This is a genomic window from Chitinophaga sp. (genome assembly GCF_039596135.1).
Lineage (GTDB): Bacteria > Bacteroidota > Bacteroidia > Chitinophagales > Chitinophagaceae > Chitinophaga.
This window is the reverse complement of record NZ_JBCNKH010000084.1, coordinates 1-12,954: the sequence shown is the minus strand read 5'-3', so window position 1 is coordinate 12,954 and position 12,954 is coordinate 1. Positions and strand designations below refer to the sequence as shown.

The 12,954-nt window shown below is 44.4% G+C and carries 12 protein-coding genes; all 12 read right to left on the bottom strand.

Translation table 11 applies throughout. The features are described from left to right. Window positions 1-130: 130 nt before the first annotated feature. The 12 genes from glgB to ABDW16_RS27655 all read right to left on the bottom strand — a co-directional run bounded on the left by glgB (window position 131) and on the right by ABDW16_RS27655 (window position 12,515). Complete coding sequence (gene glgB / locus ABDW16_RS27710) at window positions 131-2,065, bottom strand: 1,4-alpha-glucan branching protein GlgB (RefSeq protein WP_343674345.1); 1,935 nt, start codon at window positions 2,063-2,065, stop codon at window positions 131-133. 147 nt (window positions 2,066-2,212) lie between these two features. Next, window positions 2,213-3,949 carry a DEAD/DEAH box helicase gene (locus tag ABDW16_RS27705; RefSeq protein ID WP_343674344.1) on the bottom strand — a complete coding sequence of 579 codons (1,737 nt, stop codon included), beginning with the start codon at window positions 3,947-3,949 and terminating at the stop codon, window positions 2,213-2,215. Between the two features lie 120 nt (window positions 3,950-4,069). Further along, window positions 4,070-5,377: a 30S ribosomal protein S12 methylthiotransferase RimO gene (gene rimO / locus ABDW16_RS27700; RefSeq protein ID WP_343674342.1), complete on the bottom strand. Its 1,308-nt coding sequence runs from the start codon at window positions 5,375-5,377 to the stop codon at window positions 4,070-4,072. 469 nt (window positions 5,378-5,846) lie between these two features. Next, window positions 5,847-6,809, bottom strand: coding sequence for a signal recognition particle-docking protein FtsY (gene ftsY, locus ABDW16_RS27695; protein WP_343674341.1), 963 nt, complete (start codon window positions 6,807-6,809; stop codon window positions 5,847-5,849). 263 nt (window positions 6,810-7,072) lie between these two features. Further along, entirely contained in the window at window positions 7,073-7,243 is a 171-nt protein-coding gene (locus ABDW16_RS27690) for a DUF4295 family protein (protein WP_343674339.1), read from the bottom strand. Window positions 7,244-7,346: 103 nt separating this feature from the next. Continuing rightward, window positions 7,347-7,529, bottom strand: coding sequence for a 50S ribosomal protein L33 (gene rpmG, locus ABDW16_RS27685; protein WP_343674337.1), 183 nt, complete (start codon window positions 7,527-7,529; stop codon window positions 7,347-7,349). Window positions 7,530-7,560: 31 nt separating this feature from the next. After that, window positions 7,561-7,797: a 50S ribosomal protein L28 gene (rpmB, locus tag ABDW16_RS27680; RefSeq protein WP_072357217.1), complete on the bottom strand. Its 237-nt coding sequence runs from the start codon at window positions 7,795-7,797 to the stop codon at window positions 7,561-7,563. 578 nt (window positions 7,798-8,375) lie between these two features. Further along, the gene (locus ABDW16_RS27675) at window positions 8,376-8,963 is read right to left on the bottom strand and encodes a carboxymuconolactone decarboxylase family protein (RefSeq protein ID WP_343674336.1); all 588 of its coding nucleotides are present in this window, start codon (window positions 8,961-8,963) and stop codon (window positions 8,376-8,378) included. Between the two features lie 156 nt (window positions 8,964-9,119). Beyond that, on the bottom strand, window positions 9,120-9,674 hold the full coding sequence (locus ABDW16_RS27670; RefSeq protein ID WP_072357215.1) for a peroxiredoxin: 555 nt from the start codon (window positions 9,672-9,674) through the stop codon (window positions 9,120-9,122). Window positions 9,675-10,349: 675 nt separating this feature from the next. Beyond that, a complete protein-coding gene (gene bshB1, locus ABDW16_RS27665; protein WP_343674331.1) occupies window positions 10,350-11,081 on the bottom strand; it encodes a bacillithiol biosynthesis deacetylase BshB1 in 732 nt (243 codons plus the stop codon). A gap of 126 nt (window positions 11,082-11,207) precedes the next feature. Continuing rightward, complete coding sequence (locus ABDW16_RS27660; RefSeq protein ID WP_343674329.1) at window positions 11,208-11,681, bottom strand: hypothetical protein; 474 nt, start codon at window positions 11,679-11,681, stop codon at window positions 11,208-11,210. 216 nt (window positions 11,682-11,897) lie between these two features. Next, a complete protein-coding gene (locus tag ABDW16_RS27655; RefSeq protein WP_343674327.1) occupies window positions 11,898-12,515 on the bottom strand; it encodes a DUF4294 domain-containing protein in 618 nt (205 codons plus the stop codon). Window positions 12,516-12,954 lie beyond the last annotated feature (439 nt).

The following is a 12,954-nucleotide window of genomic DNA, read 5'->3' as shown; positions in this document are numbered from 1 at the left end:
ATTTAGTACTCTTCTCGTTGGGGATTCATCGCGGAATTCAGGTATTTTGTCGCAAAGATTGATCCAAAAAAAAGTCCTTCCCAAAGGAAAGGACTGCTTATTAATCTATTGTAAACTTTTCCTGAAATAATTAAACCTTTTTAAATATCGCCGCACCCAATGGCGGTAACCTCAATAACAAGGTATACTCCTTCCCATTATACGCCTGCTCCTTCGCTTTTACCACTGCTGTATTGATTACCCCACTGCCAAAAAACTCTTCCGCATCACTGTTCAAAATCTCCTTCCAGCTGCCTGCCTCACTCACTGCCAGTAAATAATTCTCTCTCGGCACCGGCGTCATATTCAATACCACCAATACATCCTCCGATGGATGCATTCCTTTTCTCATGTATGCCAGCACACTGTTATCATAATCCGACACATTCACCCACTCAAATCCGTAATACTCAAACTGCTTGATGTACAATGCCGGCTCCGTTTTATACAAATGATTCAATGCCTTTACAAACGCCTTCAAACCCTGATGTGACACATGTTTCATCAAATGCCAGTCCAGCTGTGATTTATAATTCCACTCCGACGTTTGCCCAAACTCATCCCCCATAAATAACAACTTCGTACCCGGATGCGTAAACATATAACTATACATCAATCGCAGGTTCGCAAATTTCTGCCAGTCATCGCCCGGCATCTTGTACAGCATGGGTGACTTTCCGTGCACCACTTCGTCATGACTCAGTGGCAACATAAAATTCTCCGTAAATGCATATGCTATACTAAATGTCAGCTGGTCCTGGTGAAACTTCCTGTAATAAGGATCCCGCTTAAAATATGCCAGCGTATCATTCATCCATCCCATCATCCATTTCATTCCAAATCCCAGTCCACCCATAAACACCGGTCTTGACACCCCATAAAATGAAGTAGACTCCTCGGCAATTGTCTGCACATCCGGAAAGAGTGAATAAATGGTTGCATTCATATTCTTCAGAAAAGCAATCGCTTCCAGGTTCTCCTCTCCCCCATGCTCATTCGGTTCCCACGTTCCGGCCTCGCGCGAATAGTTCAAATGGATCATAGATGCTACCGCATCCACACGTAACCCGTCTGCATGAAATTTATCTAACCAGAACACGGCGTTGCTCAATAAAAAAGACCGCACCTCATGCCGTGCATAATTGAAGATGTAGCTATTCCAGTCAGGATGAAATCCTTTCCGCATATCGGCATATTCATACGCATGACTACCATCAAAACGGAACAACCCATGCTCATCATATGGAAAATGCGAAGGCACCCAATCCAGTATCACCCCGATCCCTTCCTGGTGAAATGCATCTATAAATGCCATGAATTCCTGCGGCGTACCATATCTCGAAGTCGGGGCATAATACCCTGTACCCTGATACCCCCAGGAGCCGTCAAAAGGGTGCTCCATTACCGGCATCAGTTCCACATGGGTAAAACCCATTTCCTTTACATATGGGATCAATTTCGCGGCTATTTCGCCGTAATTGTAAAAAACCTCGTGGTTATCCGGGTCCGGCCGCTGCCAGCTACCCAGGTGTACCTCGTATACGGAATACGGACTTTGCAGACTGTTGTGCTGACTGCGGGTCTGCATCCATTCGCTGTCGTTCCACTTGTATTCCAGCTCCCAGGTGATAGAAGCGGTTTTGGGCCGCAGCTCCCAGTAGTTGGCATACGGGTCGCCTTTGCGGAGCTCTTCGCCTGAATTGGACCGGATGAAATACTTATATCGTACGCCCCGTTCCACCAGCGGAATAAATCCCTCCCATATCCCCGATTTGTCCCAACGTGGATACAAATGGTGACGATGCTGATCCCAGTCATTAAAGTCCCCTATCACGGACAGGTAAGTTGCATTAGGCGCCCAAACGGCGAAATACGTACCACTTACCCCCTGAAAGGTGGTATGATGAGAACCAAATTTTTCATACAGGTGCGGATGCCGACCCTCCTGAAACAATGTAATGTCTTGCTCAGAAAAGAGTGAGAAGGGCTCTACTGGCTGTAATTGATGCGTGTTGTTTTTTGTCATAAACCGGGAAAGGGCTGTGGATACAAGATAGTTCAAATTTTACACTTGGAGACCCAATAGTAATCATATCATCAACTATCCGGCCATAATAAAAAAATCCCGTCTCGCTATTACACAAGACGGGATTTCCAAAATTTATGGAGCCGATTAATATCTCTTCTTAAATCCGGGGCGGGAACCAGATCCGCTGCCGCTACCTTCCCAACGACGTCTGCCACCACCGTCTTCACGGTTACGGCTTCCGCCACCCGGACCTCCGCTTCTGCGACGATCACCATCCTGCGACATTTCAATTCTTACGCTGCGACCATTGTACTCCGCTTTCTTGAATGTCTCCTGGAATTTATCTACTACATCGTTCTCTACTTCAAAGAAGGAGTAAACACCTTTCAGGTCAATACGGCCAATCTTGTTTCCACGCACGCCACTGGTATCGCACAGGTAGCGCAGCATATCGCCACGGGTAAAGTCGTCTACTGAACCCAGGTTGATGAACAGACGGGTAAACTTGCCTGTACCACGGCGCTCAGCACCACCTTCGAAAGTACGTCTTTCTTCCTTCACGTTCAGATCAGGTGCATCCTGGTAGTATTCCAGGAACTGGTTGAACTCCAGTGAAGCAAAACGCTTGATGATCTCTTCTTTGCTCATATGCTGGAACTCTTCATATATACGTTCCAGGTATGGTTCAATCTGCTCTTCGTTTACTGTTACAGCGTGCACTTTGTGTACCAGGCCAAACAGTTGTTTTTCACATACTGCAAAACCATCTGGTACTTCCGCTTTCACAAATTTCTTACCGATCACACGCTCAATCTGGCGGATCTTACCGATGTCGCGGCTGCTGATGATGGCGATAGATACACCTGATTTACCGGCACGTGCGGTACGACCGGAACGGTGGGTGTAGTTTTCTACATCGTCAGGCAGTTCGTAGTTGATAACGTGGGTTACGTTGTCAACGTCGATACCACGTGCAGCAACGTCAGTTGCTACCAGTACCTGCAGTGATTTTTCGCGGAAGCGCTTCATCACTTTATCACGCTGTTGCTGGGTCAGGTCACCGTGCAGTGCATCGGCATTGTAACCATCGCGGATCAGTGATTCAGCTATTTCCTGTGATTCTATTTTAGTACGGGTGAAGATGATACCGAAGATCTCAGGGTTGAAATCCACGATACGTTTCAGGGCCGCATATTTTTCGCGCGGACGCACCACATAGTATTCGTGCTCGATGTTGGCATTACCGCTGTTTTTGTTACCTACAGTCAGTTCGAACGGATCGCTCATATATTTCTGTGCGATACGGCGTACTTCCTGGGGCATAGTAGCGGAGAACAACCAGGTGGTTTTCTCTTCAGGAGTGTTGGAGAGAATACTGTTGATGTCTTCCTGGAAACCCATGTTCAGCATTTCATCTGCTTCGTCCAGTACTACATAACGTACGTTTGAGAAATTAACCGCTTTACGGTCAATGATATCCAGCAAACGACCGGGAGTAGCTACCACGATGTGTACGCCTCTCTTCAGGTCGCGCAATTGCTGTACAATGCTGGAACCGCCATATACCGCTACGATGCTTACATCACCCAGGTGCTTGCTGAAGTTCTTCAGGTCATTGGTGATTTGCAGGCACAGTTCACGGGTAGGGCATAATATGAGCCCCTGAGGGTGACGCTGTTTAATATCAATCTGCTGTAACAAAGGCAGGCCAAATGCTGCCGTTTTACCTGTGCCCGTCTGGGCTAAGCCTACGAAGTCTCTATCTCCGCCCAATAGAACAGGAATAGCTTTTTCCTGTATTGGTGTAGGCGCTACGAATCCGAGGTCCTGGATTCCTTTCAAAATGGGCTCTTGTAAGCCTAATGTTTCAAATGTTGTCATTGATTTGCTTTGATCAGGCTCCGTCGGGAGCCCTGGTATATTATCCCAGCGAATTCTATGCACTGGGTTACTTTTACAATTGTGTCTGCGAACAAAACTTACGCCATTATACCTGCGTACTTATACAAGCTCACCTTCCAGGTCATAATCGTAAGCCTTTGTAATTCTTACATTGACAAATTCACCGGGTTTCAGGCGTTTAGTAGTGTTAATGATCACTTCATTATCTACCTCTACTGAATCAAATTCGGTACGTGCCAGATAACGGCCTGATTCTCTCTTGTCGACAATCACGCGGAAGATCTTTCCAACCATCTCCTGGTTTTTCTCAAGGGAGATTTCCTGTTGTACTTCCATGATCTCCTGGGCTCTGCGTTCTTTTTCTTCTGCCGGGATATTATCTTCCAGGTCATAAGCGCTGGTACCTTCTTCATGGCTGTAGGTAAAGACCCCTACCCTGTCGAAACGCATCTTTTCGAGGAAGGCTTTGAGTTCTTCCACATCTTCCAGTGTTTCGCCGGGGAAACCGGTGATCAGTGTGGTACGGAGCGCAATGCCAGGTACTTTTCCCCTGATAGCTGTCACGAGTTCTTCCATTTCCACGCGGGTGATCTGGCGTTTCATGGCCTTCAGCATATTGTCTGCCGCATGCTGCAGGGGCATATCGATGTAATTACAGATATTCGGGAACTCCTTCATTACATCCAATATTTCCATTGGGAACTTGTGCGGGTAAGCATAGTGCAGGCGAATCCACTCCAACCCTTTCACATTCGCCAATGCACGCAATAAATCTGCCAGTTTACGTTGCTTATAAAGATCCAGACCATAGTAGGTCAGTTCCTGTGCAATGAGCATGATTTCCTTCACACCGGAATTCACCAGTTTCTCTGCCTCTGTTACAATCGCCTCAATAGGTTTGGACACATGTGTGCCGCGCATGAGCGGGATTGCGCAGAAAGAGCAGGTACGGTTACAGCCTTCTGCTATTTTCAGATAGGCGTAATGTGTAGGAGTACTCAGCAATCGTTCACCAAGCAGTTCTGCTTTATAATCAGCGTCAAATTTCTTGAGAATGAGCGGTAGTTCCATGGTGCCAAACCAGGCATCCACACCGGGAATTTCTGATTCAAGATCACCACGGTAACGTTCACTGAGACAGCCAGTCACGTACACTTTGTCAAGACGGCCGTCTTGTTTCAGTTCTACCTGTTCAAGGATGGTATTGATGGATTCCTCTTTTGCTTTGTCGATAAACCCGCAGGTGTTTACCACTACGATATTGTGATCTTTTTTAGCACTTTCGTGCACCACATCTATTTCATTGGCAAGCAGCTGCCCGCTGAGCACCTCAGAATCTACCATGTTCTTGGAACATCCAAGTGTAATAATGTTAACCTTATCTTTCTTTAAAGTTTTTGTCTTCAAGCGCGAATAATTTTTTATCGGGCAAACAAGCAGATGGCTTGTCTGATTACCGCCACGAAGACATCCAGACACGAAACCGAAGAGAACAGCGAGACTTGCTGTTTAGTGACTATGAGCCTTAGTGGGGGTTATAATTTGTTCAAAGAATTGCAAAGGTAATTAATTAATTACGAATTGTCAATTCCCATTTATGTATAAACGGCTATTTAGTGAACGTATTGCGGGAAATTACAATTTAAATGGCGGCGGTTCCGGTTGTTTGGGGCTTAGGGGAAAAGCACATATTCCTGTATCAGAACAGGTTTTGCCCCCAATCGCCTTTACCTTCGGGAGAAATACCTATATTCCTGAACAAAACAGCTTTTGGCCCCGATCGCTTTTTCCTCCCGGAGCATTGCCCATCTTCTCATTCCTTTTATTAAAAAGCCCCGCAATTGCTTGCAGGGCTCCCATACATTTATATTCAAAATCAGCCATTTATACTGAACAAAGAATCTACAAACTCTTCTTTGCTGAAAACCTGTAAATCCTCCATCTTTTCGCCGATACCAATATATTTAACAGGAATTTTAAATTGATTCGCGATGGCAAGCACCACACCTCCTTTAGCGGTACCATCCAGTTTGGTGATGGCCAGGGCCGTTACTTCGGTAGCAGCGGTAAAGTGTTTCGCCTGTTCCAGCGCATTCTGACCCGTAGAGCCATCCAGTACCAACAGTACTTCATGTGGCGCTTCGGGCAGTACTTTCTTCATTACACGCTTGATCTTGCTCAGCTCATCCATCAGGTGCGCTTTGTTGTGCAGGCGGCCGGCGGTATCGATGATGATCACATCTACATCTTTTGCAGCACCGCTCTGTACGGTATCGAAAGCGACTGCTCCCGGGTCAGAACCCATAGATTGCTTTACGATAGGTACACCTACGCGTTCGCTCCAGATGGTAAGCTGGTCTACTGCCGCTGCACGGAAGGTATCTGCCGCACCAAGCAGTACTGATTTGCCTGCTTTTTTGAAATTGTAAGCGAGTTTGCCAATGGTGGTAGTTTTACCTACCCCATTCACGCCTACCACCATAATTACATAAGGCTTTTTGCCGGCAGGGGTATCGAAATCACGGAAACCGCTATCCGGGGCGTCTACCAGCAGACTGGCTATTTCTTCCTGCAGGATCTTGTTCAGTTCACCGGTACCCAGGTATTTGTCTTTAGATACTCTCTTTTCGATTCTGTCTATGATCTGTACGGTCGTATCCACACCTACGTCCGCAGATACAAGTGCTTCTTCGAGGTTATCGAGCACTTCAGTATCAACGGAAGATTTTCCGGCTATGGCACGGCCAATCTTGCTTAAGAAACTTTCCTTTGTCTTTTGTAATCCCTGATCCAGGCTTTCCTTCTTTTCTCTTGAAAAGAGCTTATTGAAAAAACTCATAGCTGTCTGTTTTTTGCCGCGACGGACTGAACAAATGTGGATGAAATATTAATTACAGCGCCAATTTACAGAAAAATGCGGAGCTGGGTAATAAAATGGTAACTCCTTCGACTTTAAAAGCCGGCCGCAGGCCATCCTTACCGCTATAGTTTACTGATGCCATAGGCATACCGGCAAACTACAAATAAGTCCATACTCTATTAAAGCAAAAAAGCTGCCCCGTTTCTGAACGGGACAGCTTTAAATATAGTTGTAAAGCCGAATTACTTAGCCATGTACTCCTGAACCTTATCCTTGTGCACGATAGCCTCTTTAAAGGTATATGCACCAGTTTTCGGAGAACGTACCGCCTTGATTACCTTAGTCCAAACCTTGGATTCAGCGGCTGCTTTAGCATCTTTTACTTTCGCGTTCTTGGAAGCTGCTTTTGCCATAATATTTTTTACTTAAAAGTTAAGTGAATTGTCAAAAATTTACCCAGTTAATTGCCAATCGCATCAATAGGATAAACGATTAACTACCAACATTAACGATCAATTATTTGATTTCTTTGTGTACAGTTACTTTCCTTAAAATCGGATTGTACTTTTTCAACTCCAGACGCTCAGGAGTATTCTTTTTATTCTTGGTGCTGATGTAGCGGGAAGTACCTGGCAGACCAGAATTTTTGTGTTCTGTGCATTCCAGTATTACCTGCACCCTGTTACCTTTTTTTGCCATTTTGTATACAAATTAAGTTGAATGCTTACGATTAGATTGTTTGTCCAGCTGCACGCAATTCTTTAACTACTGCATACAAACCGTTTTTGTTGATGGTTCTTAACGCATCAGCAGAAACTTTCAAAGATATCCAGCGATCTTCTTCCGCCAGGAAAAAACGTTTTTTCTGCAGGTTAGGCAGAAATCTTCTCTTAGTCTTAATGTTAGAGAAGGAAACATGGTGACCCGTAATAGGCTTCTTTCCTGTCACCTGACATACTCTTGCCATGATAGAAAAATTTTGGACTGCAAAAGTCGCAAATTATTTTGAATTTGCAAACTATTACACTCCGTGATGAATGAATAAAAGTATTTTGTTGTTGATGTTTTACAACATTAAGCGGTGGATGTCAATGATTTACAAGCACTTCATGCAAATAAATATTAATTATCCACACCTCAAAAGCCTGATTAAATGACTGCCTTGTGGCAGTACTTCTTAGCTTTCCTCTTTCGAGGGTGCTATCTGCCCGGTCAATTCAAATGCCTGCGGTAGTATTTCTTTAGCTTTCCTCTTTCGGGGAGTCGCCCTCTACCCAGTCAATTTAAATGCTTGTGGCAGTACTTTTTAGCTTTCCTCTTCAGCCGGCATTTCCGGTACAGCCTTATGGCAGGCAATCCCGGCTACCTTCGATGGTCAGCCCCGTCCTGTTTTACAACAGTATTTAACCAGACTTCCGCACCTCGAAAAATTTATCCACATTAACTGTCGGCAGGCCATTCATCCCTCCGAAATGCCCATGGCAATGACGAATTTCAGGATTATTGTTCTTCCGGTAAGATCTTCCCCGGTAAGAAACCTATCACTTACAGTAACACGATTAAACTTCTCAAAACCGCGCCCAGCCTAACTGCATCCAAGATACGGTTTTGGGTGGTGCCGTGTTTTATCAGTGCTTCTTCGTGCGAAGATACACACATTTCACATCCGTTCAAAGCAGAAACTACCAAACTTACCAATTCGAAGAATTCTTTTCCTAAAACCGGGTTCGCCATAATACTCATACGGATCCCTGCAGGCTGGGTGGTATAGAACTCTTTTTTCACAAAATGACGGAAACGGTAATATACATTATTAGCCACCAGCAGACTTGTACAACTGATCACTTCTGCCACTTCCTTGTCATTCGCACCTTCTGCTACCGCCAGCTTTTCAAACGCCGCCTGCAGCTCCGCATGCTTCTCATTCACTGCTACTGACAACCCGATCAGGTAAGCCTCCTTTTTGGTTAAATTACTGGAATTCAAACCGTTAGTCACGTTTATCTTCAAATCTTTCAGATACCTTGCGTCTGAATTTGCCAGCGCATGTAAACGGGTAGACAATGCACTCTCTGTCAATCCCACTGCCTGCAGCAACTGCACAGCTGTATCCTGGTTGGATGTTGCGAACATATATAATATTATAAAGTTACGGGTAAGAAAAAGTCTATAGCCAGACTCCCTTTAATGAGCGTTTCGAGTCTATCGTCTTTCAGGGCTTGTAAGAAAAAGTCCATAGCCGGACTGCCTTTACAGGACTGCTGACTATGGACCTCGAAATAAAAAAGATTATGCATTCAGGGTAGCCTGACCTTTTTCCCAGTTACAAGGGCACAGCTCGTCTGTCTGCAATGCATCCAGTACGCGCAGTACTTCCTTCACATTACGGCCTACATTCAGATCATACAGGGACACCCAACGTACAATACCTTGAGGATCAACGATGAAAGTAGCACGGTAAGCAACTTTTTCATTTTCTTCCAGGATGCCTAATTCTGTAGCCAGAGATTTGCTGGTGTCAGCAAGCATTGGGAACTGCAGACCACGCAGATCTTCGTGATCTCTTCTCCATGCTGCGTGTACGAACTCACTGTCAGTAGAAGCACCGATCAGGATTGCATCACGGTCTACGAAATCCTGGTAAGCTTTGTTGAACTCAGCTATTTCGGTAGGACATACGAAAGTGAAATCTTTTGGCCACCAGAACATTACTAACCACTTGCCGGAAGCTTTCAGCTCCTCAGAAGTCAGTTCGTAGAACTCTTTACCTTTCTCGATAGATACTACTGCCGTTTTCTTAAACTCAGGGAACTGGGCACCCAGAGATAAAGTTGCATTCTTCATGTGCTTGATGATTATTTATATTATTGGTTACTATTTCTTCCTGTGGTAAAAAATTTCCGGTGCAAAGGTCATCGTCTATTCATAATTAGTCAAATAGATTTTTCCTAATAGGTTATTGAAAAAGTCTATATACTCCCAATCTCCATCCAGTGCGATTTTTTGTTTCACTTTCTCCCCTGTTTAATACAATCTTAACGTTTTTCGAAAGGATACGTAACTTTTTGGCACGTTATTTAGTTATATAAGTATACTCATCTATAATTCAAAAACGACAGGATATGAAAGCGAAAAATGTACTTTTAGTGATCATTACGATAGGCCTTGCTCTGATTCCGTTCATTAAAAACAGTTTCAGTAAACATGATGAATTTGATGCCACTCAAGATCTGTTCATCTAATGTTTGAAGGGCAACGGTGTACCGTACTCATACCATTACGATTCCCATTTTCGGGAAGCAGGTCTTTATTGCCCTTAATTATTCCAATCTTTTTTCGATATAAAATAACTGTTCCTTCGTCATTTATATATGGCAAAGGAATAGTGTGTTTGTGATACCACAGTTCCACAATCCGATCTACAACGGCAGGTTATATTTTCGGCATCTTAGATACGACCCAAAAGATCCTTCCAGCATTATTGCCATCATAATCCCCCCAATATTACCTACCCACACCTCAGGTTACATTTCCGATAATGTCTTTAAAACTACTGATACCCAGCACTTTAGCTGTCGTAAACCCTTCTGCATAATCCACCCCTACCATCTGGCCAAATAACCTGTCACGGCTAATGATATTCTCAAAAAACGCAGGTGAAGAAATATAAGTGGCTGGCTCATTATCCGCCGCCGGGGCCAAAAATTGTGTCTTAAAACTCCTGATAGCTTCCTTCTTCCGTTCTATAACAGCAGAAATATCTACCACGAAATCAGGGTTTTCTATTTTATTCTGCAGGAAATGAAATACCTGTTTTGGGCGCCAGGCTTCCTGTGATTGTCCTTCCAGTGTCGTTTCTATTTTCCGTAAGCCAGACAGAAAGCAACTATCTGCCACCAGTACCGCCGCACGACCATGATCCGGGTGCCGGTCCTCACGGGCATTAGTCAGTACAATATCCGGACGGTATTTCCTGATCATAGCGATCAGTTGTAATTGCTCTTCTGTGTCATTTCTGAAAAAGCCATCGGGCAATCCCAGGTTTTCTCTTACATCCAGTCCCATTATTTTGGCGGAATCTGCAGCTTCTGCTGCGCGGGTTTCAGGGGTACCCCGGGTACCCAATTCTCCTTTTGTCAGATCCAGTACACCTACTTTCATTCCCTGTGCTGCATGTACCATAAGTGTACCCGCACAAGCCAATTCTACATCATCGGGATGCGCGACTATTGCTAATATGTCTAATTTCATCGTGAATTCTTTCCTTTCGGGTGCAAATATAGCCTAATGGAGAAAAACATCCGTCTTAATGGAAATATGAGTTTCCTTCCATAACCTAACAGAGAGAGTGTTCCCCTTCCCAAATCCCCCCAAACATCATTTCCCTGTAATGATAATACCCACCTTTTTATCCCTTACCTCATATCTCTTCTTCAACGCAGCTGCATTAATCACCTCAATATTCGCAATAGTACCGCTATCCAGCGCCGCCAGCAAATTGACAGAACTCGAATCTATCTTAAGACTATTCAACACATATTGAAATTTACTATCATCCCCATATTTCTTAATAGCTGCCTCAAAAGCCGGCGATACACTGGCAAATAAACGGTTATAACGCTTACGTGCAAATGGCTTTGATTCAATATAAATAATACCATTCGCCGCTTTGGCACCATACTTAGCCTGTAAAGTCGGACTTTTTACCACATTAATAAAGGCAATCTGGTCGGGAGATAGCTGAAGGCCATTTGTCGCTTCAACGCTGTCAACAATAAACAATGTACCGTCCTGGGCCATAGTTACCCCACTCAAAAGCAGGAGGCACCCTAATATAAGTCTGAATTGCATGTCGGAAAGGTATAAAAAAAGCGGCAACCGCCGCTTCAATGTCTTGTTAATTATAAATAGGGAGCCATAACCTTAATCATAAACCAGGTCTTCCACAACCTCTTAATCACAAACCGGGTCCTCCACAACCTCTTAAACACAAACCGGGTCCTCCACAACCTCTTAATCACAAACCGGGAACCTTCCACCTAATCATAACCCCGGCCCTCACAACCACTAATTATACGCCCTGGAACCCCTATAAATCTCTATCTCCTGCACTATCGCCTCAATATCCTTATCCTCATCATAATCATATTCACTTTTCAGATTCCCCCCAAAGAAAAATGCCACCGTCTGCCACATACGTGCAGAAAACCCACCCTTTAACTCTTTAATTATCTCATAACAGTTCTGACCGGTCTGCCTATTAATCAACTTCATTAATATCCGCCCCTGGTAGATAGACAAATTCTCCAGCTTATCCCCAAACTGCGCCTTCATCTGCTTCTCTACACCCGCCAAATAAGCTTTGCGGTCCTTTTTGTCATGCAAGGTCGCCAGCCTGCTGTTCACATCTTTAAGTATCCGGGAAGCCTGTACTGCATAAGGATACGTAACATAAACAGCATTGCGCAGCCGTGTCCAGGCTTCGCGTTGCTTACGGAACTTCTTCGGCAATTTATCGGTAACTTCTACAAGGCGGAGAGTGATACTGGGAATGGTGTCGCCATCAATTACTATAGCGCTTACAGGAATACTATCCAGACCATGTCTGGTCTGGGCATTAACCCCTACACGACTAAAGAGGCATAGCATGATAAGAATGAAGAATGCGGATGATGAGCGACCCATTTTCTTAAAGTATTCCTAATACTATGCTAAAGTTAAGGTAAATATCAATAGGAACTGATATTAATCTTTTATACTATTATAGGGATTTTTGCCTTCGGCAAAACGTGTTAAAATCAGGGGCCTGCGGCCGGCTTCGTGGCAAATTCCCTGACTTATCAAACCTTAAAACCCAGGTGAACATTCCGCATTTGAAGCAAATTCCCTGACTTATCAAACCTTAAAACTCCAGGTGAACATTCCGCCTTTAAAGCAAATTCCCTAACTCCTCAAACCTTAAAACTCCTGCCTTTGAGGCAATTTCCCTAACTCCCCCAACCTCAAAACTCCCGCCTTTAAAACTAATTCCCCGAATTCCCCCAAATGCCCCCTCCCCAAAACCTCCTCATGCAGATTCGTCAAAAATAGGGACTGGGAAAAATCAAAGCTTCATTTTAGAATT